We start from the raw sequence: 23,380 nt of genomic DNA on the forward strand, positions 1-23,380 counted from the left end.
AATGGCAAAAAAAGATTGTAATGTATAGCCCGGGCCGTAGGCTTTGCCCAAAATATTAAAGTTTATAAGTTAGTTTAAATAATGCTGTTCTGGGCTGCACATAAATATTTCTGTCGGTTACTAGAAACTGGTTAAAAGCGTTTTCTCTTTTATACTGGACATCAAAGATATTATCTACCGCTAGCTCAAAACCCCACGGGCTGTCTTCTTTATTGTAGTAAAGGGATAGATTTCCTAGGTTAAACCGATTGATTTGACGGGAGTTTTTATTCTCGTAATAACTATAGGTATAATTGGCTTTAAAAATAAAATCGTTTAAAAAATCCCATTCTAAATAGGCAAACGGATTGATTTGGGTAAAGCTATTTTTAAAAGTACTGGATGCAAAATTACTAAAACGCTGTTCCCAGCCTAAAGTTAAATTGGGCCATTTTTTATAACGAGTAGAAGCTTCAAAAGCGTATCGGTAATTTTGGGACTGGTAATCGTTTGTATTATTGTTTATAATTCTTGAATAGTTTGATAGGCTAAAGTTGGCACGTAGTCTAAAGCTGTATTTAGGTATTTTTTTGTTTATTGCCCCGTTAAGCGTATAGGTATTTTCTGGTAAACTGGTGTAAATAGTAGTGCTTACTTGATCTATACCTTCTAATTGTGTGGTATTTTTTTAAAACCTGTAATTTACTTTTAAAAGTAAAAACCTAGGCAAGAGTCTATATTCTGTAGTAGAAGAGCCAATATCGCTTACCGAGTAACTTCTAAACGTTTTTGTATTAAATAAATTATTTCCTGATATTCCTAGGCTTAGCTTATTCTTAATTAATTTATAGCGTGCATTAAAATCTAAAAAATAATAGGTGTTATTGGTTGTTAGGTTGCCAAAATAATAACGTTCGGATTGAAGTTGAATGTTGAACTTGGTACTGAAAACAAAAGATAAGTTTAAAAAACTCATATTGTCTGTGAAAGAGTTAGCTATAGATGTTTTTATAGTTGCGGTAGTCCATTTAGTCCCTATATGATAGTTGAAAATTCCGTCATATCCAGAGCGTAACGCGATACCATAGTTGTAATTTTTTGAGACTACTTCTCGAAGATTTGAATTGTTTACTACATTTTTAAAATCGCTTTTAGAATAGCTCACATCTAATTTAATATTAGAAGAGATTAAATTTAAATAATAATCTAAAGATGAGTTTACACTAAAATATTTACGATCTTTTATCAATATTTTTTCAGTTTGAGTAAAATTCTGATTGATTAAAGTGTTTGAGGATAAAAAATTATGATTTTTGATGTACACCAAATATGAATGAGCAAAAAACTTGTCGGTCCAATTGCCTAATTGATAATTTAAATTAAATCGAGATGCATCAAGTTGATTAAAATTATTGCTTCCACTTTCAAACGAACGAAATCCTGTTAAAACGAAATTGCTGTATACGTCTAGAATTTTTGCATTGGTAGTATTATAGCTGTAGGCAGTAGCAACCTTATTTTTATCGTTTATTTTCCAATCTAACCCAATGCTCGGGTTTATAAAGAAGGGGTTTTGTTTTGAAGAAAATTGTTTGTTTTCTAATTTATTAAAGAGTTGATGTGTTGCAAATTTTCCGGTAACACCAATATCATTATACTCTAGACGATATTTACCTTTAAAATATAAATCATTAACCAAATAGGTTAAATCATTTTGATAAGCTTTAGGTTGCGCTACTACATCATTATCTTTTAAAAGAGAGAAGGTACTTCTTAACACATCTTGTCTGTATTCGTTTCCTAATTGAATAGCTAACAAGTCATTATTTTTTTTGCGATTTAAAAAATTAAGATTTATTCCTGCAAATTGCATTTGATTTTCGCTGCTTTGCGCAACACTACTAGCATCTCTATTTTCTGGAAATAAATCTTGATAAAAGAAACGGTTTATACTATAATTTTGAGGTGCTTTTTCGTCTATAAAACGGCCTAAAAGTACTATTGCTTTTTTATTCTTAAGTTGTTGGGTGTAGCTTATTTTTTGATCAAAAAGCGTTTTAGAGTGCTTTAAATCTTGAATAGTTGAAGTATTGTTGAATTGTAGATTAGAGGCATCGTTAAAACGGGCATTATTATATTTGGTAGTAGCTTCTAATAAAGTGGTTTTTGAGCTATTATAAATTAGTTCTAACTTACCAAAGGCTATTGATTTTTGATTCTTTAATTTATAATTCTCTATATTGGTAAAGCTTGTTCCTTCAGTTTCTATAACATTTACATTATTTTTAAAAAAGTCTAATTCGTCCCAGTTAAAAAAGCCTAAGGTTTTAATTTTTAGCTTTTTAGTAGGATTAAAGATTGCATTTAAAGAAGCTAATTCTGCATTATTGATATTGGTTCGATTTTGATTGAAATTCGTAGTGCTTGGCGACAAATTTAAGAGCTGCTTAGCGCCTTGGTTATTACCGATATTGGTAACCTCACCACCCCCTATTGGGCTTATTAACTGTTGTAAATCTCCTGTGCTATCGTAACCGATATTATTCAAATTGGTTAAAAAATAAAATTTATTCTTTTTACCAAAGTTCATCAGGTTCCCTCTAAATTCATAAAAATTATCATTTCCTAAACCGGCTTCAAGGTTGCCAAACCAAACGCGTTTAAATTTATCGGCTACCTTTAAATTTAAAGCAACTTTTTTGCTCTCTTCAATACCCTTTAAGAGGCTATTATTCGAAAAATTTTTTAAGATTTCAATCTCCTCGATGGTGTAAGCGGGCATATTTTTAGACAATACTTTATAGCCTTTCTTAAAAAAATCATCCCCATCAATCATTAACTTTTCAATTTCTTGATTACCTACCTTTATTGTTCCTTCATTATCAATTTGTAGGCCTGGAATATTCTTAAGTAAATCTTCGACCGTTTCTTCTGTTCCTACTTTAAAAAACTTTGATTTAAACACTATAGTATCATTATTTACTTTTATAGCTTTTTCGGCTTGAATAACCACTTCATCTAATCGCATAGACTTTTCTACAAGTACTACGTTGGTATTCAATTCTGTTTGCTCCTTTGTAATTGTAATTGGTATGATTTTTTTCTCAAAACCTAGTGCGGTAAAAACTAAATTGAACTTACCAATTTTGTTTACGGTAAGCTTGTACTTATTATTATGATCTGTAAAGGTATAAGCAATAATCGACTCATTTAAACTGTCTTTTACTTTTACGGTTACAGGAGTTTCTAAAGTTGATTTACTCGATATTGTGCCAAATAATTTTACTTGCGCCGAGGATATTGTAGAAATGAAAAGGAGTAAAGTAAACGCTATTCTTCCCATTCATAAACCAATTCAATTCCTAGTCGTCTAATTTTTGTAGATTCAACAGCCGTATCTTTTGAGGCTCTAGCGTCGAGAATCTTAGCGTCGCTTAAATGCTTTTTATCAATAATTCCTACGTATTCTTTTAAAGAGATAGCTTTATCATTAAAATTATTAGGCGATTGCAAATCTATTTTTGCGTTATACGGCAATACTATTTTTTTTACCTGCCAAGAATAAGTGAGTGTTCCAGAAGTACTTTGAATAAACAATATTAAGCCAGGTAAAGCTTTAAACTTCCAAGGCCCTGCAGGTATGGGTATTTCTTCTGTAAAATAGGCTATATAGTCTCTTCCTCTAAAATTGAGAGTTGCCTTGGTGCAAAGATAGTCACCAATTTTTAGGGTGTCTTTAGGGTGAATCTTCCAATCTAAATCACCTAAAGAATCTTTTACAAAATAGGTTTTTTTCTTAGAAGGCATGATAATACTATAGGTATTGTTCTTTAAATTCCCGTAAATAGATTTTTTCTTTAAACTGATTTTTTTTTGACCTATTAAATAACTGCCGTCTTCATCTTGGGCAACATTATCTTCGTTTGTTAGATTCAATTCATCATTTGTATAAAGAGTCGTGTTATTTTTTACAACTAAAGTTTCTTCATTACTATAATAGTCGTTTTTAAAATGGTATTCAACCAGTAGTTGATTAGCATTTTGGGCATAAGCATTAACGAATAAAAAAATGCTAATAATTTGTAAGATTTGCTTCATAATTCTTAAATGCAAGCTACGCATTCAAAAATGCGTAGCATTTAATAAAACTTATTTTAGAGCACTTCATTTAAAAAAGCGGCATGTGCTTTGGCTATTTCTCTGCAATGCGACTCACTAAAAGCAAAAGTAGTGTACTTTGTTGTGGTTTCTGTAACTCTACCATCTTCATGAATAGTTATTCTCGTAATATAATAAGTGCAAGTGCCATAGCTTTCTTGCAAATTATGATTTTTTAAATTATTAGCACTATCTGCAAAGGCAAAATTTGCTGCAAAAATCAAACAAAAAAAGAATAATAATTTTTTCATAATAAAAAATTTAAGTTAATATTAATCAAACCTAAAAAAAAAAACGATTTAACCAAATTTTTAGCATATTAATCGATTATTTTTTGAAAGTAGGTTGTTAAAAGTCGAATTACTGTTATAAGGCTGCCTCAAAAAAAGAGGTATTATTCACGAGCCAGTAGGCTTATGATATAGCTAAAAGGTAATTTTATTTTTACAACCACTCTTGTTTTTATTAGGAGTAATTCTATCCGCTTTAAGCGAAATTAATCCAGGCGTTCGCGTTCGCTTTGGTCTATGGTTCTTTGGTTGTCTTTAAGTAAAGTATTTCCAAAATTATAAGTAAAGCCAAGTTGTACATATCTATTTTCTGGCAAGGCATAGTAACCGTTATTTTGGTTGAGATAAACCGATTTTAATCGGGACGCATATTGATTAAAGATATCGGCAATTTGAAGCGATAATTCACCTTCATTGTTCCATAAAGACTTGTTCACTCCTATAGTAAGATTATTTAAATTATCAACTACAAAAGAACCACTTAAGTAATTTGAAATATATAAAAACGAGGCATCTGCGCTCCAAGATTGGTCTTTTGATAAGGTAAAACTACTATATAAAGAGCTGTAAAAACCGTTAACCTCATTGGTATATGCGTTTTCTATGCTTAAAAGTGCAGGAAAGCGTTCTTCTTCATGAAAAACAGATAGTATGGCTTGTGCATACCACCAATCGAAGAGATAACGACCGTGAAAAACATCTAATCCCCATGATTTACTGTCAATTGCATTTAGAGGTATGTTTTGTAACAGACGCAAGCTGTTGTCTTGAAAAGTCAACTGAGTGGTGTTTCTGCCGTTATCACGATAATATAAATCTAGGCTATAATTATTTCCAAAAAGATATTTAAAAGAAAAATTATTGCTTATTGCTGCCAACAGCCTTTCATTACCGGTGCGTAAACTATTTTCATTGATAAAATAAGAAAACGGATTTAATAATTCATAATTGGGCCGATCTATATTACGGGAATAATCAAAGACTAGTTGCTGCTTTTCGTCGATGGCGTAGCTAAGGTTTATTTTAGGAAAAAGACTGGTGTACTCGCGTTTAAAATTGTGAGTGTTGGCAATATTTTCTCCTTTTCTATAGGTGTGTTCTACACGCAGTCCGCCTTGAGCGGTCCATTTTTTAACATTTGTTTTTACGCTGGTATAAGCTGCCCAGATATTTTCTCTATAGTCAAAGGCGTTGAAATTGGGTACATTCTGTACTGCCTGAGCATCACTTTTAATATTGGTATAAGCTAAACTATTTTCAGAATTGATATGCGATAGTTTTATGCCGGCAACAAAGTCTATTTTTTTGAAATTTTGCTCAAAGTCTAACCCCGTAGCATAAATATCAATTTTTTGGTTGGCAGCTGTGGTAAAACTATTTTCATTGAGCACACTTAAATCATCTGCTTTATAAATAGTTTGTATGTCTTGATTTATGCTTCGGTCAAAAAAAGTTTGGTGGTAATGAGCTTTAATTAAGCTTTGCTCATTTATTTGGTAATGATACGCCAGATTTAGGCCTAAATTTAAGCGCTCTGTATCTAAAAGACTACGGGTGTTAAATAAAGAGTCTCTGGTTTTCTGGCTATTAAATATTTGAGTTTTTCCTCGTATATTGTCTTCTTGAAAAGGGGTGAAATTGGTATTTAAGCTCAACAAAAGCTTTTCTTTGTTACTCAAAATATAATCAATAGCTGTATTTATTTGATAACTTCTTGCTTGCGTTGTTTTTTCAAAGTCGGTTTGCCAATTCTCAAAAATTAGGTCTTGATTATTTAAAAAATTGATATAACTTTCATCTTGCTTGAGCTTTTTTTCTGGCGAAAACGATAGGTTGGCAAAAAGATTAAGCTTTTTGGTTTTATAAAAATGGTTGCTATTTAATTGATATTTGGCATATACTCCTTGTTTATATTGTGCGGCAACACTGCCTTTGTAACCAGGCAACCATAAAGAATTGGTTACAATATTTAAAATAACACGTTCGTTGGCATCATAAGCCGTAGAGGGGTTTGTAATTAATTCAATTTTGTTTACGGCCTCTCCGCTGTAATTTTCGAGCATGTTTTGCACTTCTTCTGGGCTTAAATAAACCTTTCTATTATTTATGTATACGCTTGCTTGAGCACCTTTAACCATTAGTTTATCGCCTAAGTTTACTACTCCAGGAGTATGCTTAGCAATATCCCAAGCACTACTGGTTGAGAGGCTGGTGTTGGCTACCTCAAAAATAAGTCGGTCTGCCAGCTGTATTAATTTAGGTTTTCTTAAAGTAATAGCCACCTGCTCTAAAAGCGATTCATCTTTTTTTAATATAAATGTTTCCAAGTTTATATTTTTATCTAAATTAATTGTTTTGGTTATTGGTTTGTATCCGATGTAACTAACCTCAATTTTATATTTACCGCTGCTTAGGTTATCAAAATGAAAATCACCAAGATTGTTGCAGCTGGTGCCTTTTACAAAGCTTGAATCTGCGGCTTGATACAATAAAATATTGGTAAAAGCTATAGGATTTTGCTGATTATTAAAAACCTTACCCCTTATATGTAATTGAGCGTTAAGATTGCTGCTAAACGCTAATAAAAAACAAGTATAAATAAAAAATCTTACCAATTAATAACCAATTACATCGTGTGGATACGAAATTACTTAATTCTATTTAGCTTTTGCAACTTATTTTTGAAAATCAAAATAGTATATTTGCAATTACAAGTAAAAAGTGACTTACGAGTCACCCATTTTTTAGAATATTATTTATGAAGCACATAAGAAACTTTTGTATCATCGCTCATATAGACCACGGTAAAAGTACTTTGGCCGATAGGCTTTTAGATTTCACAGGTTCGGTTACCGAAAGAGAGAAGCAAGCACAACTTCTAGACAGTATGGATTTAGAGCGAGAACGTGGCATAACCATTAAAAGTCATGCCATACAAATGCGCTTTCCTTATCAAGGAGAAGAATATGTGCTTAATTTGATCGATACACCTGGTCACGTAGATTTCTCTTATGAGGTTTCTCGATCTATTGCTGCCTGCGAAGGAGCTCTATTGGTGGTAGATGCGGCACAAAGCATACAGGCACAAACCATATCAAATCTATATTTAGCGCTTGAAAATGACCTAGAAATTATTCCTGTTTTAAACAAGGTAGATTTACCCAGTGCCAACCCCGAGGAGGTGACCGATGATATTGTTGATTTATTGGGTTGCGATGCATCGGAAGTAATTCCTGCAAGTGCAAAAACCGGTATAGGTATAGAAGAGATTTTAACTGCTATTATTGAACGTATTCCTGCACCTACAGGAAAAGTTGACGCTCCTCTTAGGGCGCTTATTTTTGATTCGGTTTATAATCCTTTTCGTGGTGTAGAAACCTATTTTAGGGTAATTAATGGAAGCATTAAAAAAGGCCAACACATAAAATTTGTAGCGACCGGTAAAGATTATTACGCCGATGAGGTAGGTACTTTGCTTCTAAAACAGAGTCCGCAAAAAGAAATAAAAACGGGAGATGTAGGTTATTTAATCACGGGAATAAAAGATGCGCGTGATGTTAAGGTAGGAGACACGATTACCGATGCTAAAAATCCTACCACCGAGGCCGTTGCCGGATTTGAGGATGTAAAACCAATGGTATTTGCGGGTATTTATCCGGTAGATACAGAAGATTATGAAGAGCTGCGCAACTCTATGGAAAAACTACAGCTAAATGACGCTTCGCTGGTTTTTACTCCCGAAAGTTCTGCCGCTTTAGGTTTTGGTTTCCGATGCGGTTTCTTAGGGATGTTACACCTAGAAATCATACAGGAGAGATTAGAGCGCGAGTTTGATATGACTGTAATCACCACGGTACCTAACGTTTCATATCACGCGTTTACCAATAAAGAACCCGATGAGGTAATTTTGGTTAATAACCCGTCAGATTTGCCCGAACCATCCAAGTTGAATAGGGTTGAAGAGCCATATATCAAGGCAACTATTATTACCAAAGCCGATTTTGTAGGCCCAGTGATGTCTTTGTGTATTGAAAAACGAGGCGAAATCGTAAACCAAACCTATTTAACCCCAGAGCGTGTTGAACTTACTTTTAATATGCCTTTAGCCGAGATTGTATTTGATTTTTATGATCGTCTTAAAACGGTATCTAAAGGTTATGCATCTTTTGATTATGCCCCAATTGGCCTTAAACCTTCAAAATTGGTAAAGGTAGATGTCTTGCTTAATGGGAATACGGTAGATGCGCTATCGGCTTTACTTCACGTAGATAATGCCTATGATATTGGGAAGAAAATGTGTGAAAAATTAAAAGAATTAATTCCGCGGCAGCAATTTGATATTCCTATACAAGCGGCTATAGGAGCAAAAATTATTGCAAGAGAAACAGTTAAAGCGCTGCGTAAAGATGTAACGGCGAAATGTTATGGTGGTGATATTTCTCGTAAGCGTAAACTTTTAGAAAAGCAGAAAAAAGGTAAAAAGCGAATGCGACAAGTAGGTAATGTAGAGATACCACAAGAAGCATTTATGGCAGTACTTAAATTAAATGACTAACTTTTATGTATAAAACCCCTTTCACAAGGGGTTTTATTTTGAAACGATATTACTTACAGTTCATTCCTGTTTGCTCCATAGCGGTAATATATTCTTGAAAGCTCATTCCCTCCAAATCTACAATAGTCTCGTCACCATCTTCATCTATTTGGGTAATTGTGCCATCTCCATTGTCACAAAATTCACTACTAATAGACATATCACCAAAATCTAAAGAGCAAGTCTGACAATCGTTTGATGAGCCTCCATCATCATCACTTGAACAAGAGGTAAACGCAAAAACTCCAGCCGTTAAGGCCATAAAAATAATTTTTTTCATTTTAATATGTTTTGTTAATAAAATGTGAAATTAAAAGTTTTTATTTAAAATGCAAATTATTGTGTCATTTTTATTAAAAAAATACTAAAATTTAATGTAAGCTGCCTCTATTCCGTTAATTACGATATTAAGTAGTCTTACAATTATACCATTTAGAAAAGTAAATAGATAGAATAGTAAACAAATTAGAGCCTAATATTTCCTTTTAGTTATAATTAGCTTTTTATGGGTTGCTTTTTAAGTTTAAAATAGCTATAATCTATTGTTTTAATTTTTAAATTCACAATTATGGCAGGTCATAGTAAATGGGCCAATATAAAGCATAGAAAAGGAGCGCAGGATAAAAAAAGAGCCAAACAATTTACCCGGGCAATTAAAGAAATAAGTGTGGCAGTTAAAGAAGGTGGAGGGCCAGACCCGGATGCCAACCCAGCCCTGCGCAATGCAATTGCCAATGCCAAAGGGGTTAATATGCCTAAAGACACGATCAACAGGGCGATCAAAAAAGCAAGTGGCGCAGATGCCGATAATTATGAGCTGGTGAGTTTTGAAGGTTATGGCCCACATGGCATTGCAATTTTTGTAGAGTGCACTACAGATAATGCCAACCGTACCGTTGCCTCTATTCGATCTATATTTTCAAAAAATGGAGGTAATCTAGGCACCAATGGCTCATTAGAATTCTTATTTGATCGCAAAGGGGTTTTTGCGATAGAGAAAGAAAAGTTAAGCGTAAATTTTGAAGATATTGAGTTGGCGCTAATTGAGGCTGGGGCCGAAGAATTTGAGCAGACCGATGATTTTATTTACATCTATACCAATTTTACCGATTTTGGGAAGATGAGTGAGGCCCTTGAGCGTTTAAACATAGAAGTTAAAAGCTCAGAATTACAGCGAATTCCGCTCAATACGACTAGATTACCTATTGCGCAAGCCCAAGAAATTCTTGATTTAATCGATAAATTTGAGGAAGATGATGATGTACAAAACGTGTATCATACCCTCGAAATTACCGAAGAGCTTTTAGCCAGCGTAACCGATTAGCCTACTCGGTTTTTGCCCTTTCTTTTGGTTCTACAGTCTCTTTTAAGTCGGTTTTTTCTTGCTTGGCTTCGGTTTCAAGAGTTTTTCCTAGATACACCAAGATATAATCTTGCTCAATTTCTACCTCTTGACTATGCGAAGGAATGATACTCAATTCGCCCTGCTTATCTTTTACAAATAGCGGAATGATATCTGGATCTGTCTTTGTAATCTCTATCAAACCGCTGTAATGCTCTTGAGAATTAAGCTTTATTTCTTTTATTTGAGGGTACTTTCTCGCTGTTTCTGTAAGCTTAATAAAATCATCGGTAGGTGAAAATAAACCTTCTTTAGGATTGTTTTCGGGGTCAGTCATCTCATCTGATGATACCAGTCTAAAAGAACCGTTCTCACCAAAATGATTTTGAAACTTTTCTATAGCAGTTTGGTTGATTTCCGTATTTCCCGTTAGCGCCATCAAATAACCTACATCATTAAGTTCTATATTATTGGTCAATTCATCTGAATATACACTCCCTTCTATCGCTTCTAATCCCAGGTTTTTTGCTTTACGGATGTTGTTTCGGTTATTGTCTACCAACACCACGTGGCGGTTGTTCTGTTTTAAATAACTACCAATAAGTCGGGACACCGAAGAAGCACCAACAATTAAAATGCCACTGCTATGGGTAAGAAATACACCCACCAATTTAGCAAAACTTCTTGCTGTAGTTGCGTTGAGTAAAACGGTACCCAACACAATCATAAATACCAAGGGAGTGATGTATTCTGCCCCGGCCACCCCTTGACTGGCTAGTTTTAAGCCAAATAAAGAAGCAATACCCGCTGCAACAATACCACGCGGACCCACCCAACTGATAAAGATTTTTTCATTGGTTTTTAAACTTGAGTTGATGCTGCTTAAAAACACTCCTAAAGGCCTAACTACAAAGACTACAATGGCAAATAAGATTAAGGCATTCCAATTATAAACCAAGAGTAAATCTTCCATATTTATATTGGCTGCCAACAAAATAAAGAGGATAGATATAAGCAATACGCTTAGCGACTCCTTAAAATATAGTATTTCTTTAATATTAGGCAGATTAATATTACCCATTACCAATCCCATAATTACAACCGCCAAAAGTCCGCTTTCGTGCGCGAAAGCATCAGATAATACGAAAACTCCCAAAACGGTAGCTAAGGTAAATACGTTTAATAAATAATGCGGTATTATGTTTTTTTTAATTGCAAAAGCAAGGGTATGGGCAAAAGTGAACCCGAAAGTAAATCCGAAAAGGACAATTTTACCAAATTCAATTAGAGCGGTTTGAGTAAATTCTCTTCCTTCACCAGCACTTATAAATTCGAAAACCAATACAGCGACAAGAGCACCTATCGGATCAATCAAAATACCTTCCCATTTTAAAATAGCCGATACGTCTTTTTTAAGCGGAATGTTACGTAGTATAGGAGTTATAACTGTAGGTCCTGTAACAATAATTAAAGCTGCAAAAAGAAACGATATTTGCCATGAGAGCCCAAAGATTAAGTGTGCTGCTATTCCGGCCCCAATAAAAGTGACCACCACGGCCACCGTAATTAACTTTACGATAACCGGTCCTACGTTTAAAATTTCATTCCGCCTCAAGGTTAAACCTCCTTCAAAAAGTATAATACTTATGGCTAATGAAACAAAATAAAATAAACTCTCACCAGGAAAAAGACCAGAGGTTCCATTCCATATAGGTTCTATAAGTTTGCTCCCATCTTCTGTAAACAAAGTAGCAATTGGGCCTACAAATAAACCAATAAGAATGAGTGGTAAGATGGCCGGTATTTTAAATTTCCAAGCTACCCATTGGGCTAATATTCCTAAAATTATAATTCCGGCTAATTCTACCATAGGTTTTATTTTTGAAACGAAAATACTATTTTTTTAAAAAATGCCTTTGACAATGTTAAAAAAGCTGTGTTAAATATCCCTTTAAACCCAATAAAACCTAATGATTTTATTATTTTGCAGCAAAAATAAATTTTATATTTTTTATGAAACTTTATCCTATTGAAGCAGGAAACTTTAAGTTAGATGGCGGAGCCATGTTTGGTGTGGTACCTAAAAGTTTATGGTCTAGAACAAATCCTGCCGATTCTAACAATATGATAGATATCGCAGCGCGCTGTCTTTTGATTGAGGAAGGAGATAAATTGATTTTGATTGATAATGGTTTAGGCGATAAGCAATCTGATAAATTTTTCAGTTATTACTATCGCTGGGGCGATGATTCTCTTGAAAAATCATTAAAAAAAGCAGGTTTTCATCCAGATGATATCACCGATGTCTTTATGACTCATCTACACTTTGATCACTGCGGAGGTTCAATTGCTTGGAATAAAGACCGTACAGGATATGAACCCGCCTTTAAAAATGCAAAATTTTGGACTAATGAGGAGCATTGGAAATGGGCAACCAATCCTAATGATAGAGAAAAAGCATCGTTTTTAAAAGAGAATTTATTACCCATGCAAGAAAGCGGGCAATTAAGTTTTTTACCTCGTAACGGTCAAGATTTCCAACACAACCAAGAATTAAATTTTGGAATAAGATTTGTAAATGGACATACCGAAAAGCAAATGATTCCACATATCAATTATCAAGGTAAAAAATTGGTTTTTATGGCCGATTTGTTACCTACAGCAGGGCACGTGCCTTTACCTTATGTAATGGGGTACGATACAAGACCTTTGCTAACTTTACAAGAAAAGAAAGCCTTTTTAGAAGAAGCGGCAGCTCAACAATATTATTTGTTCTTAGAGCACGATGCACATAATGAAATCATCACGCTTAAAAATACAGAAAAAGGAGTGAGAGTAGATAAAATATACACCTTTAACGAAGTTTTTAATAATTAAATAAACCATGAGAAAACCATTTTTAAAATCGGCTTTTGCAGCGGCAACCGTTGCCCTTATTGCCGCAAGTTGTGGGACAACCAGCCCCGTGATTACTTCTACACCCATACAAAACATCGATCAACAACCGTTAAAAAATATTGCGCTTACAGATGTTGAGCTTAAAGGTTGGGGAGGAGCAGATTTGGTACAAGATACCATACCGGGTATGAGTGTGCAAAAAGCTTATGATGAAATCATTAAAGACTACCAAGGAAAAACGGTAATAGTTGGGGTAATAGATAGTGGTGTCGATATAGAACACGAAGATCTAAAAAATGTTATCTGGGTAAATGAAGATGAAATTCCAGGAAACGGAATTGACGATGACAAAAACGGGTACATAGACGATATACACGGATGGAATTTCTTAGGTGATGCCATTGCTGAAAATTTAGAGTATGTACGAATTATTAAAAGACTGCAGCCTAAATATGAAGGTAAAACCAAAAATGATGTGGCAGCATCAGATTTAGCTGAGTTTGAAATGTACCAAGCGGCGCAGCAGGAGTTTGAAAAGGAATATAACGAAACCACACAAAACCAAAACTACTACCAACAATTGTTGGCCAGCGTAAACAACTCGTCAAAATTGGTTAGTGAAAAGTTAGGGAAAGAAGATTTTAGCCGTAAAGAATTAATGGCTATGGAAGCTGATACCCCAGAGTTGCAGCAAGCCCAAGCTTTTCTTAATAATATCATGATGAATATTGGTGATTTAGAAGAAGCTAAAGAACAACTGCAGGAGGGTATAGATTATTTTAATACTCGACTAGAGTCTCACTTTAACTTAGAACTTGACGGTAGAGCTATAGTTGGCGATGACCCTTATGATATTACCGATGTTAACTACGGTAATAATGATGTAGACGGTCCAGATGAGAAAAAAGAAGACGCTAAGCACGGTACCCACGTTGCAGGGATCATCGCTGCCGAGAGAAACAATAACATAGGAATGAATGGAGTTGCTAAAAACGTAAAAATAATGGCTTTACGTGCAGTTCCAGATGGTGATGAGTATGATAAAGATATCGCATTGGCTATACGTTATGCAGTTGATAACGGAGCTAAGGTAATCAACACCAGTTTTGGTAAATACTTTTCACAAGATCCAGAATGGGTTACAGATGCGATCAAATATGCGGCTAAGCATGACGTACTTATTGTAAACGCTGCAGGAAATGATGCGACAGATTTAGATACCAAAATGGTTTATCCAAACGATCAAAAGCCAGGAGAAAGCCAAGAGATAAGCAATAATTTCCTTACTGTGGGTGCTTCAAATTATGCCTATGGAGACAAGCTAGTAGCAAGTTTTTCTAACTATGGTAAACAAAATGTAGATGTTTTTGCACCGGGCACAAAAATTTGGGCTACCACACCTTTAGATCAGTATGAGTACTTACAAGGTACATCGATGGCGGCTCCAGCAGTAGCAGGTGTAGCGGCGTTAATACGTTCTTACTATCCTAAACTTACTGCAGCGCAAGTTAAACAAGTAATTATGCAAAGTGGTTTATCTTCAAGTGCAGATGTAATTGTTGGTGGTAACCCAGAAGACGTTAGACCGTTTAGTGAACTTTCTGTTTCAGGAAAAATGGTTAACTTGTACAATGCCTTTATTTTAGCCGATAAAATGAGCAAATAATATTAATATTAATTTTAATTAAGTGTTCTCTAAAGAGTCGATAATTTTATTTGCCGCTCCTAGAGAACACTTTTTTTTAACCCAATTATAATGATAGACAAAAAAACTTTTTTAACTTTTTGTATTGCTTGTTTAAGTTACTTTTCTGTTTTCGCTCAAGGCGGAAACGGTTCTTACTGGCAACAACATGTAGATTATAAAATGGAAATCGATGTAGATGTAAAAAATTACACTTACACCGGTAAACAAGAGTTGGTATATACCAATAATTCTCCAGACACCTTAAAACAAGTCTTTTATCATCTTTTCTTCAACGCTTTTCAACCGGGAAGTGAGATGGATGCACGTTTACAAGATATTCCAGATCCAGATGGTAGAATGGTAGAAAATCAAGGCACTAAAGAAAACCCTAAACCAGTAAGTCGCATTGCTTTGCTAAATGATAAAGAAATGGGGTATATCAAAGTAAACACCTTATCTCAAGACGGAGTTGCTGTGAAGCATAAAACAATAGGGAGTATTCTGCAAGTTAAGCTGAATCAAGCCTTATTGCCTGGTGCACAAACCACTTTACAAATGACCTGGAAGGCGCAAATACCAGAACAAATAAGAAGGTCGGGGCGTAATAGTAAAGAGGGTGTAGCTTTATCTATGGCGCAATGGTACCCTAAATTAGCCGAGTATGATTTTGAAGGCTGGCACGCTAACCCTTATATCGCAAGAGAGTTTCACGGGGTATGGGGTGATTTTGATGTGAAAATCACTATCGATAAAGAATATACATTAGGCGGAACTGGTTATTTACAAAATCCACAAGAAATAGGTCATGGCTACGAAGCCGAAGGTACTCGCATAGAGCACAAAGGAAAAAAGTTAACTTGGCATTTTGTAGCGCCGCAAGTACACGATTTTACCTGGGGAGCAGATCCCGATTTTGTACACGATAAACGCGTAACCAAAGAGGGGGTAACCTTGCACTTTTTATATAAAGATAATCCGGAATATGAGCAAGAAAACAATTTCACCGCCAACTGGAAAAGATTACAACCCGATACAGAAAAGCTATTAGATTTTTTTAATGAACATATTGGTCCATACCCTTACAAGCAATATTCTGTAATTCAAGGTGGCGATGGCGGAATGGAGTACGGTATGAGCACTTTAATTACAGGAAACCGTACCTACGAAAGCCTATTAGGGGTTACGGCACATGAATTGGCTCATTCTTGGTTTCAATTTGTGCTGGCAACCAATGAGTCTAAACACGAATGGATGGACGAGGGTTTTACCACCTATATTTCTACGCTAGCCGAAGATCATGTATTAGATAAAAACAATGAATTTCCGTTAAAGAACGCTTACCGCGGATATATTTACTTGGCCAATTCGGGTGCAGAACAACCGCAAACTACACACGCCGATAGATATGCCTTAAACCAAGCTTATGGTCTTGCGGCTTATTCGAAAGGTGCCGTTTTCTTATCGCAGTTGGGTTATTTAATAGGAGAAGAAAATTTAGATAAAACTTTAAAGCGTTATTACCAAGACTGGCAATTTAAACACCCTACTCCTAATGATTTTATTCGTGTAGCAGAAAAGGTTAGTGGTGCACAGTTAGGCTGGTATTTAAATGACTGGACAAGAACTACCAATACCATTGATTACGGAATTGAAGCAGTGAATGCTTTACCTACAGAGCGCACTAAAATCAAGTTAAAACGCCACGGTTTAATGCCTATGCCCATCGAGCTAAAGGTAACTTTTACCGATGGTAGCAGCAGGATGTTTTACATTCCGTTAGAGATGATGTATTGGGAAAAACCAATAGATGCAGAAAAATTAACTGCCTGGGCTTGGGGTCACCCTACTTATGAAATCATTTTATTTAACGATAAAAACCAGATAGAGAAGGTAGAGATTGACCCTTCACAAAAAATGGCCGATGTAAATAGAGAAAACAATATATACAAGCCATAATAGTATAGAAATAGAAGTCAGTAAAAAAAAAGCGGTCCTTGTAGGCCGCTTTTTTTGCATTATAGTTTGTTTTTTAAAATCTTTAAAATAGCTTCTTTATCCTCGGTAAAAAACAACTGGGCTTTTCTTCTATTTAATTTTAGGTGTATGTTATAGGCGCTATCACCAAAGGGTGTTTGTAGTTCAAGTAAACTTATTTGTTGATAGGGTATAGCCAATTCTTGGTTGCCTTGCCAATAAATAAAGTTCCTGTCTGTAAGCTTGATATTGGTTTTTTGTACAGACATATAGGCGGGAATAAAAGCAATTGTTTCATATAAAACCTGCTCGTCTGCAGCCAAATTATAAGGTTTGTCTTTACGAATTTTACGGATAAGAGCAAAAATAAGCGGTGTAATTACCGCGATAAAAATTACAAAAAACACAGTAGTAAGCAAACTACCTGATAAATCTTCTTGTTTGTTGAAGATAAAATAGTGAATTATAAAGTAAATAACCGCGCCGATAAGCGCCTGCATAGCAATGAATTTAAATATACTCTTTTTCATAGGTTACTTTTGTTTGCGTTAGGGATTGAGCGGCTTGTTTAAGCTCTTTTGCATTTTTTTTGCAAAAAGCGAGTAGCGAAAGCCCGACCCAGTAATCCTTTGAAAGGCTTACTGGGAAACGCCCAGCATAATTTATTTAATTTCTGAAACCCTTAAAGTGTTTACCATTCCTTTATTTTCTATAGGCATGGAGGCCAAGTTGATTACAAAATCGTTTGAGGCTACCAGTTTTTTATTTTTTGCAATAAGATTTACATCTTCAACGGTTTGATCGGTACTCTCAAATTTATCATAATAAAAGGCATTTACGCCCCATAATAAACTCAACTGGGTAAGTATGCGCTTATTGCTTGTAAAAGCTAAAATATGGGCGCTAGGACGCCAAGCAGAGATTTGAAAGGCGGTATACCCTGAGTTGGTTAAGGTACAAATGGCTTTAGCGCTAATTTCATTGGCCATAATAGCGGCGTGGTAACAAACAGCTTTGGTAATATACCTGTTGGTGCGAATATGCGGTGGGTCATGGGGTACGCTTATGAGTTTTGAGTTTTCAACACTTTTAACAATCTGGCACATTTTTTCGATAACTTGTACCGGATATTTTCCTACTGAGGTTTCTCCGCTAAGCATAACCGCATCGGCACCATCCATAACAGAGTTGGCCACATCATTAACCTCTGCTCGGGTAGGGGTGAGACTAGAGATCATGGTTTCCATCATTTGTGTGGCAATAATTACAGGAATACGTGCTTTTTTTGCTTTTAAAACCAATTGTTTTTGAATTAGGGGTACTTCGTGGGCAGGAACCTCTACACCTAAATCGCCACGTGCAACCATTAAACCGTCACAAGCACTAATAATCTTATCGATATTTTTTACTCCTTCTGGTTTTTCAATTTTTGCAATTACCGGTATTTTGTGTTCGCTATGTTTTTTAATGAGATCGTTAAGTACTTGCAGGTCTTTTTCATTACGAACAAATGAAAGGGCAATCCAATCTACCTCTTGCTCAATGGCAAATTGTGCATCTTTAAAGTCTTTTTCGGTTAAAGCCGGTAACGATATATTAGTATTGGGAAGATTCACCCCTTTTTTTGATCGTAGTGGCCCACCTTGAATAACCTTGGTAACTACCTCATTTTTTAGGTTAGTGCTTACCACTTCAAAAATTAACTTTCCATCGTCGAGCAGAATGCGTTCTTTTGGCTTCACATCTTTAGGAAATTCGCTATAATTCATGAAAACCCGGTCTTTTGTACCTTGAAACTCTTCGCCGGTAGCAAAGGTGATTTGGTCTCCCTTACTCACAACAATTTCTTCTTTCATGATACCCACGCGTAATTTGGGACCTTGTAAATCGGCTAAAATGCCTGCGTTAAAACCGTATTTTTCATTGAGTTCGCGAATACTCGCAATTCTTTTTTTTACATCGTCATAATTGGCGTGTGAAAAGTTAATTCTAAAAATATTCACTCCTTTTTCAAGCATGCTTTTTAAAACGCTTTTATTGCTAGTTGCGGGCCCTAGAGTGGCTACTATTTTTGTTTTTTTTATGTTATTCATTAATTAAAAATTAAATGATGTTTTGATTTTAGCTTTGACGCATCTATTATATATGCTGTCAAAACTTGGTTTATTTTTTTAAGCTTGCTCACGAAACCTAAAATTTCATTTTCGTCAGATTCATTTTCTATTTTCAACCAGAAGTCAACTTTAGGATATTCGGGTATCAAGTTGAGGTTTCTAGTATTTGTTGGTAAATCTTGAAACAAAGATCCTGCGGTTGGTTTTTTTTGCGGTAGATAACTGATTTTGTTCTCGACTAAATAGTAATCTACCTCGCGATAGATATCTTGGTGATGAAATAAGGCAAAATAAGCCAATTGTTCATCTGTTTTAAAATCTAAATCGCTTGCACAACGTTTAAATTGTAGTTGCAGGTATTTATTGGCAAAATAAGCTAATCGAATATGCTCTAAAGAAGTGTGAATGCCTATAAGGTAAAAATCATCTTCTAACAATTCATCGACAAGCAATTTATAGGCCATAATTCCTTTTGATTTTTGGTGTGCCAACCAAAATCAAAGATAACAAAATCTCAGCACAAAAACACGTTAACTAATTGTGAAGAATAGTAGGTAAATAGTAGCTTATAAAAGTACTAGCCAATCTTATTTTGTAAGGCAAAATAGGCTCTTTTTGCTGCTTTTTCTTCTGCTTTTTTCTTACTGGTGGCTCGTGCTTTAGCACGTACATTATCATTTAGCCATAATTTGACTGCAAAATGTTTTTGCTCGGCTACTCCAGTATCTTCATAAGACTCAAAATTAAAAGCGATTTTTTGCTTTTGGCACCATTCTATAAGTAAACTTTTGTAACTGATAACGAAACCTTCTAGCTCTTCAATGTCTACGTATGGGTCAATTACGCGGCGCTTTACAAATGCTTTACAGCTTTTATATCCTTTATCTAAATAAATAGCACCTACAAGAGATTCAAAAAGATTGCCGTGAATGTTATCGCCAAAATTTTGTTTGGGTAAACCGGTTTTAACTAAACCGATGAGGTTAAGGTCTTTACCTAATTCATTTAGATGTTTACGGCTTACTATTTTTGAGCGCATTTTGGTTAGATAGCCTTCATTTCCCTGTGGGGCTTCCTCAAACAAATGGGCGGCTATTATTGCGCTTAACATAGCATCACCCAGAAACTCCAAGCGTTCGTAGTTTATATCGTTACCCTGAGAATCTTTTTTATTCATAGATCTATGGGTAAACGCACGTTGGTAAACTTCAATATTTTTGGGTTTGAACCCGATAATTTTCTGAATAGCCACAAAAAAATTCCCGTTCTTTTTTGAACGGGAATTCCATATGTTTTGAATAATGCTCATATAATTACAAAGGCTTATTCAGTTAATTTCTTAAACAAAATACAAGCATTGTGACCGCCAAAACCAAAAGTATTGCTCATGGCTACATTTACCTCTCGTTCTTGCGCCTTATTTAACGTAAGGTTTAAACTAGGGTCAATGTTTTCATCGGCTACCTCGTGGTTAATAGTGGGTGGCACTATACTGTGCTTCATAGCTAAGATAGAGGCAATAGCTTCTATCGCACCAGCTGCACCTAGCAAATGCCCGGTCATCGATTTGGTGGAGTTGATATTGATATTCTTTGCGTGCTCTCCAAATACGTTAGAAATAGCTTTAAGTTCGGCTACATCACCAAGTGGCGTAGAGGTACCATGTGTATTAATAGCATCTACATCTTCTGGTTTTAAATTAGCGTTTTTTAAGCAATTTTCCATCACGGCCATTACGCCAACCCCATCAGGGTGTGGAGCCGTCATATGATAAGCATCAGAAGACATTCCCCCTCCAACTACTTCGGCATAAATCTTAGCTCCGCGCGCTTTAGCGTGTTCGTATTCTTCGAGAATTAATGCTCCTGCACCTTCACCTAGAACAAATCCATCTCGTGTTGCATCAAAGGGTTTTGATGCTTTGGTTGGATTGTCGTTGTTGGTTGATAGTGCGTGCATCGCATTAAAACCTCCCATACCTGCTTGGGTAACAGCGGCTTCGCTACCTCCGGTAACAATTACATCGCTATGGCCTAATCTTATGTAATTAAGCGCGTCGATCAATGCGTTGGCCGAAGAAGCACAAGCTGAAACTGTCGTGTAATTTGGCCCCATAAACCCGTGTTTAATTGAGATATGCCCTGGAGCTATATCAGCAATCATTTTGGGGATAAAGAATGGGTTAAACCTTGGAGTACCATCGCCATTGGCAAAGTTTTTAACTTCTTCTTGAAAAGTCTCTAAACCGCCAATACCTGCACCCCATATTACACCAACACGGTGTTTATTAATGGTATCAAGATCTAGTTTTGAATCGGCTATTGCTTCATCTGAAGCTACCAAAGCATACTGTGCAAATTTATCAAGACGTCTTAACTCTTTGCGATCAAAATACTCATTAAAAGGGAAGTTTTTAATCTCACAAGCGAACTTCGTCTTAAATTTATCAGTATCAAAATAAGTGATGGGTGCTCCACCACTTCTCCCGCTTACCAAACCATCCCAGTATTCTTGTATATTGTTACCAATGGGGGTAAGGGCACCTAAACCTGTAACTACTACTCGCTTTAACTCCATACTTGAGATGTATTATTTTTTTGCTTCCTCGATATAAGAAATAGCTTGACCTACAGTTGAAATGTTTTCTGCTTGGTCATCTGGAATTTGAATATCGAACTCTTTTTCGAATTCCATAATTAATTCAACGGTGTCCAATGAATCAGCACCTAAATCGTTGGTGAAACTAGCGTCGTTTACTACTTCATTCTCGTCAACTCCTAATTTATCAACGATAATTGCTTTTACTCTTGATGCAATGTCTGACATAATCTTCTAATTTTAAAATTTGATTAAGTGGCAAAAATAAAAAACTTTAGGTTAAAACAAGTTTTCTTGCCAAAAATGTGTGTCCAATTTACATAAATTTATACAAAGTAACTATTTTTACTACCTAATAATTCACTAAAAAAGCTTTGTTTTGATAGATAAATCCCTTCCGCAGACTAAGAAAATAGTGGTATTTGCCTCAGGTAAAGGCTCTAATGCCAAAAAGATAATACAGCACTTTGATGGCCACGCTGAGGTAGAAGTAAGTCACGTTTTCTCTAATAAAAAAACAGCTCCCGTCTTAAAAATGGCCCATGAGCATGGGGTGCAAGCTGTTCATTTTGATAAAGCAGCTTTGTATGAAAGTAATGAACTTTTGCAAATGCTGCAGCAAATAAAGCCCGACCTTATTGTACTGGCCGGTTTTTTATGGTTAATGCCTAAAGCGATTATCGAGGCCTTTCCTAATAAAATAATCAACGTTCATCCTGCTTTGTTACCTAAATATGGAGGTAAAGGTATGTACGGTAGTTTTGTACACCGAGCGGTTTTACAAAATAATGATACCGAAACAGGTATAACTTTTCATTATGTGAATGAGAATTATGATGAAGGCGAGCATATAGCGCAATTTAAAGTACCCATTAAACCCGATGAAACCTTAGATTCCTTACAAGAAAAAATTCACGGTTTAGAGCATGAGCACTTTATTCAAGTAATAGAAAACTTATTGCAATAATGGCTAAAAAGCAAAAGTATTATGTTGTTTGGCAAGGAAAAAAAACCGGCATTTTTACTTCTTGGGAAGATTGTAAAGCACAAATAACAGGTTACCAAGGAGCGCAATACAAGAGTTTTTCTAGTTTTACTGAAGCTCAAAAAGCTTTTAATAAAGCCTACGATGAGGTAAAGGCAAAGGCGCATAATAAAAATGAGCCCAGTTTAGAACAACTTGAACGCAGAGTTAAAGAAGTAGATTTTAATGCGCTGGCGGTTGATGCCGCTTCAAGCGGAAACCCAGGAAAGGTGGAATACCGGGGTGTTTGGATAAAAAACAACAAGCAAATTTTTCATAAAGGTCCTTTTGAAGAAGGAACCAATAATATTGGTGAATTTCTAGCACTTGTACACGCACTGGCTTTACTTAAAAAAAACCAATATACTCACGCCGTTTATTCCGATTCAAAAATTGCAATTGGCTGGGTGTATAAAAAGAAATGTAATACTAAATTAAAACGAAACCCTAAGAATGCCGCGATTTTTGAGTTGGTAGATCGTGCCGAAAAATGGCTGGCCACGAATTACTTCACCACCAAAATCATAAAATGGGATACTAAAAACTGGGGAGAAATCCCTGCGGATTTTGGGAGGAAGTAACTATAACAGAGGGTTTAAAAAACCCTCTGTTATAGTTTAACCATTATTCATCAACTTTTACCAGAAACAAACCTTACGAAAGTACAAGAATAATTTAAAATTAATTTGAGGTAAAAGCTTAGATTTTTTTAATAGATTTAG

The 23,380-nt window shown here is 35.3% G+C and carries 19 protein-coding genes; 7 read left to right on the forward strand and 12 right to left on the reverse strand.

Annotated features, from left to right (window positions below; translation table 11 throughout):
• Positions 1-667: 667 nt before the first annotated feature.
• The 4 genes from FT993_RS07225 to FT993_RS07240 form a co-directional block, all read right to left on the reverse strand.
• Positions 668-3,322, reverse strand: coding sequence for a TonB-dependent receptor (locus FT993_RS07225; protein WP_147861869.1), 2,655 nt, complete (start codon positions 3,320-3,322; stop codon positions 668-670).
• Positions 3,310-4,077 carry a GLPGLI family protein gene (locus FT993_RS07230; RefSeq protein WP_187240776.1) on the reverse strand — a complete coding sequence of 256 codons (768 nt, stop codon included), beginning with the start codon at positions 4,075-4,077 and terminating at the stop codon, positions 3,310-3,312. The genes FT993_RS07225 and FT993_RS07230 overlap by 13 nt, the downstream gene beginning before the upstream one ends.
• 56 nt (positions 4,078-4,133) lie before the next feature.
• Positions 4,134-4,388, reverse strand: a complete 255-nt coding sequence (locus tag FT993_RS07235) for a hypothetical protein (RefSeq protein ID WP_147861871.1) — start codon at positions 4,386-4,388, stop codon at positions 4,134-4,136.
• Between the two features lie 245 nt (positions 4,389-4,633).
• Positions 4,634-7,042, reverse strand: coding sequence for a TonB-dependent receptor domain-containing protein (locus tag FT993_RS07240; protein WP_147861872.1), 2,409 nt, complete (start codon positions 7,040-7,042; stop codon positions 4,634-4,636).
• A gap of 143 nt (positions 7,043-7,185) precedes the next feature.
• Here FT993_RS07240 and lepA point away from each other — a divergent pair, with 143 nt between their 5' ends.
• A complete protein-coding gene (gene lepA / locus FT993_RS07245) occupies positions 7,186-8,982 on the forward strand; it encodes a translation elongation factor 4 (RefSeq protein ID WP_147861873.1) in 1,797 nt (598 codons plus the stop codon).
• 49 nt (positions 8,983-9,031) lie between these two features.
• Here lepA and FT993_RS07250 read toward each other — a convergent pair whose 3' ends face one another.
• A complete protein-coding gene (locus FT993_RS07250) occupies positions 9,032-9,301 on the reverse strand; it encodes a hypothetical protein (RefSeq protein ID WP_147861874.1) in 270 nt (89 codons plus the stop codon).
• 288 nt (positions 9,302-9,589) lie between these two features.
• On the opposite strand from FT993_RS07250, the gene FT993_RS07255 reads away from it, so the two are divergent.
• The gene (locus FT993_RS07255; RefSeq protein WP_147861875.1) at positions 9,590-10,345 is read left to right on the forward strand and encodes a YebC/PmpR family DNA-binding transcriptional regulator; all 756 of its coding nucleotides are present in this window, start codon (positions 9,590-9,592) and stop codon (positions 10,343-10,345) included.
• Between the two features lies 1 nt (position 10,346).
• Here the strand turns inward: FT993_RS07255 and FT993_RS07260 are convergent, their stop codons facing one another.
• Complete coding sequence (locus tag FT993_RS07260; protein ID WP_147861876.1) at positions 10,347-12,233, reverse strand: sodium:proton antiporter; 1,887 nt, start codon at positions 12,231-12,233, stop codon at positions 10,347-10,349.
• A 143-nt stretch (positions 12,234-12,376) separates the two neighbouring features.
• Between FT993_RS07260 and FT993_RS07265 the strand changes: the two genes are divergently transcribed.
• From FT993_RS07265 to FT993_RS07275, 3 genes are all read left to right on the forward strand, one after another.
• Positions 12,377-13,240 (forward strand): MBL fold metallo-hydrolase, encoded by an 864-nt coding sequence (locus tag FT993_RS07265; RefSeq protein WP_147861877.1) that lies wholly within the window; start codon positions 12,377-12,379, stop codon positions 13,238-13,240.
• A gap of 7 nt (positions 13,241-13,247) precedes the next feature.
• On the forward strand, positions 13,248-14,927 hold the full coding sequence (locus FT993_RS07270; RefSeq protein ID WP_147861878.1) for a S8 family peptidase: 1,680 nt from the start codon (positions 13,248-13,250) through the stop codon (positions 14,925-14,927).
• Positions 14,928-15,017: 90 nt separating this feature from the next.
• The gene (locus tag FT993_RS07275; RefSeq protein ID WP_147861879.1) at positions 15,018-16,904 is read left to right on the forward strand and encodes a M1 family metallopeptidase; all 1,887 of its coding nucleotides are present in this window, start codon (positions 15,018-15,020) and stop codon (positions 16,902-16,904) included.
• A gap of 59 nt (positions 16,905-16,963) precedes the next feature.
• Here the strand turns inward: FT993_RS07275 and FT993_RS07280 are convergent, their stop codons facing one another.
• The 6 genes from FT993_RS07280 to FT993_RS07305 form a co-directional block, all read right to left on the reverse strand.
• Entirely contained in the window at positions 16,964-17,452 is a 489-nt protein-coding gene (locus FT993_RS07280) for a hypothetical protein (protein WP_147861880.1), read from the reverse strand.
• 132 nt (positions 17,453-17,584) lie between these two features.
• Positions 17,585-19,015 carry a pyruvate kinase gene (gene pyk, locus FT993_RS07285; RefSeq protein WP_147861881.1) on the reverse strand — a complete coding sequence of 477 codons (1,431 nt, stop codon included), beginning with the start codon at positions 19,013-19,015 and terminating at the stop codon, positions 17,585-17,587.
• Positions 19,015-19,500, reverse strand: coding sequence for an IPExxxVDY family protein (locus FT993_RS07290; RefSeq protein WP_147861882.1), 486 nt, complete (start codon positions 19,498-19,500; stop codon positions 19,015-19,017). Before FT993_RS07290 ends, pyk begins: the two co-directional genes overlap by 1 nt.
• A 113-nt stretch (positions 19,501-19,613) precedes the next feature.
• Positions 19,614-20,345, reverse strand: a complete 732-nt coding sequence (rnc, locus tag FT993_RS07295; RefSeq protein WP_147861883.1) for a ribonuclease III — start codon at positions 20,343-20,345, stop codon at positions 19,614-19,616.
• Positions 20,346-20,359: 14 nt separating this feature from the next.
• Positions 20,360-21,613 carry a beta-ketoacyl-ACP synthase II gene (gene fabF / locus FT993_RS07300; RefSeq protein ID WP_147861884.1) on the reverse strand — a complete coding sequence of 418 codons (1,254 nt, stop codon included), beginning with the start codon at positions 21,611-21,613 and terminating at the stop codon, positions 20,360-20,362.
• A 12-nt stretch (positions 21,614-21,625) separates the two neighbouring features.
• Positions 21,626-21,862, reverse strand: coding sequence for an acyl carrier protein (locus tag FT993_RS07305; RefSeq protein WP_147861885.1), 237 nt, complete (start codon positions 21,860-21,862; stop codon positions 21,626-21,628).
• A gap of 151 nt (positions 21,863-22,013) precedes the next feature.
• Between FT993_RS07305 and FT993_RS07310 the strand changes: the two genes are divergently transcribed.
• Positions 22,014-22,601 carry a phosphoribosylglycinamide formyltransferase gene (locus tag FT993_RS07310; RefSeq protein WP_147861886.1) on the forward strand — a complete coding sequence of 196 codons (588 nt, stop codon included), beginning with the start codon at positions 22,014-22,016 and terminating at the stop codon, positions 22,599-22,601.
• Positions 22,601-23,239, forward strand: coding sequence for a viroplasmin family protein (locus tag FT993_RS07315; protein WP_147861887.1), 639 nt, complete (start codon positions 22,601-22,603; stop codon positions 23,237-23,239). Before FT993_RS07310 ends, FT993_RS07315 begins: the two co-directional genes overlap by 1 nt.
• Positions 23,240-23,380 lie beyond the last annotated feature (141 nt).

This window comes from Mesonia sp. HuA40 (assembly GCF_008017835.1).
Classification (GTDB): domain Bacteria; phylum Bacteroidota; class Bacteroidia; order Flavobacteriales; family Flavobacteriaceae; genus Mesonia.

What these genes read in the sequence shown, in the direction of transcription:
- FT993_RS07235 (WP_147861871.1), bottom strand. Translation starts at nt 4,388, where the DNA reads ATGAAAAAATTATTATTCTTTTTTTGTTTGATTTTTGCAGCAAATTTT.
- FT993_RS07265 (WP_147861877.1), top strand. Translation starts at nt 12,377, where the DNA reads ATGAAACTTTATCCTATTGAAGCAGGAAACTTTAAGTTAGATGGCGGA.
- FT993_RS07280 (WP_147861880.1), bottom strand. Translation starts at nt 17,452, where the DNA reads ATGAAAAAGAGTATATTTAAATTCATTGCTATGCAGGCGCTTATCGGC.
- FT993_RS07270 (WP_147861878.1), top strand. Translation starts at nt 13,248, where the DNA reads ATGAGAAAACCATTTTTAAAATCGGCTTTTGCAGCGGCAACCGTTGCC.
- FT993_RS07315 (WP_147861887.1), top strand. Translation starts at nt 22,601, where the DNA reads ATGGCTAAAAAGCAAAAGTATTATGTTGTTTGGCAAGGAAAAAAAACC.
- fabF (WP_147861884.1), bottom strand. Translation starts at nt 21,613, where the DNA reads ATGGAGTTAAAGCGAGTAGTAGTTACAGGTTTAGGTGCCCTTACCCCC.
- lepA (WP_147861873.1), top strand. Translation starts at nt 7,186, where the DNA reads ATGAAGCACATAAGAAACTTTTGTATCATCGCTCATATAGACCACGGT.
- FT993_RS07290 (WP_147861882.1), bottom strand. Translation starts at nt 19,500, where the DNA reads ATGGCCTATAAATTGCTTGTCGATGAATTGTTAGAAGATGATTTTTAC.
- FT993_RS07255 (WP_147861875.1), top strand. Translation starts at nt 9,590, where the DNA reads ATGGCAGGTCATAGTAAATGGGCCAATATAAAGCATAGAAAAGGAGCG.
- FT993_RS07250 (WP_147861874.1), bottom strand. Translation starts at nt 9,301, where the DNA reads ATGAAAAAAATTATTTTTATGGCCTTAACGGCTGGAGTTTTTGCGTTT.
- FT993_RS07225 (WP_147861869.1), bottom strand. Translation starts at nt 3,322, where the DNA reads ATGGGAAGAATAGCGTTTACTTTACTCCTTTTCATTTCTACAATATCC.
- FT993_RS07275 (WP_147861879.1), top strand. Translation starts at nt 15,018, where the DNA reads ATGATAGACAAAAAAACTTTTTTAACTTTTTGTATTGCTTGTTTAAGT.
- FT993_RS07305 (WP_147861885.1), bottom strand. Translation starts at nt 21,862, where the DNA reads ATGTCAGACATTGCATCAAGAGTAAAAGCAATTATCGTTGATAAATTA.
- rnc (WP_147861883.1), bottom strand. Translation starts at nt 20,345, where the DNA reads ATGAGCATTATTCAAAACATATGGAATTCCCGTTCAAAAAAGAACGGG.
- FT993_RS07230 (WP_187240776.1), bottom strand. Translation starts at nt 4,077, where the DNA reads ATGAAGCAAATCTTACAAATTATTAGCATTTTTTTATTCGTTAATGCT.
- pyk (WP_147861881.1), bottom strand. Translation starts at nt 19,015, where the DNA reads ATGAATAACATAAAAAAAACAAAAATAGTAGCCACTCTAGGGCCCGCA.
- FT993_RS07260 (WP_147861876.1), bottom strand. Translation starts at nt 12,233, where the DNA reads ATGGTAGAATTAGCCGGAATTATAATTTTAGGAATATTAGCCCAATGG.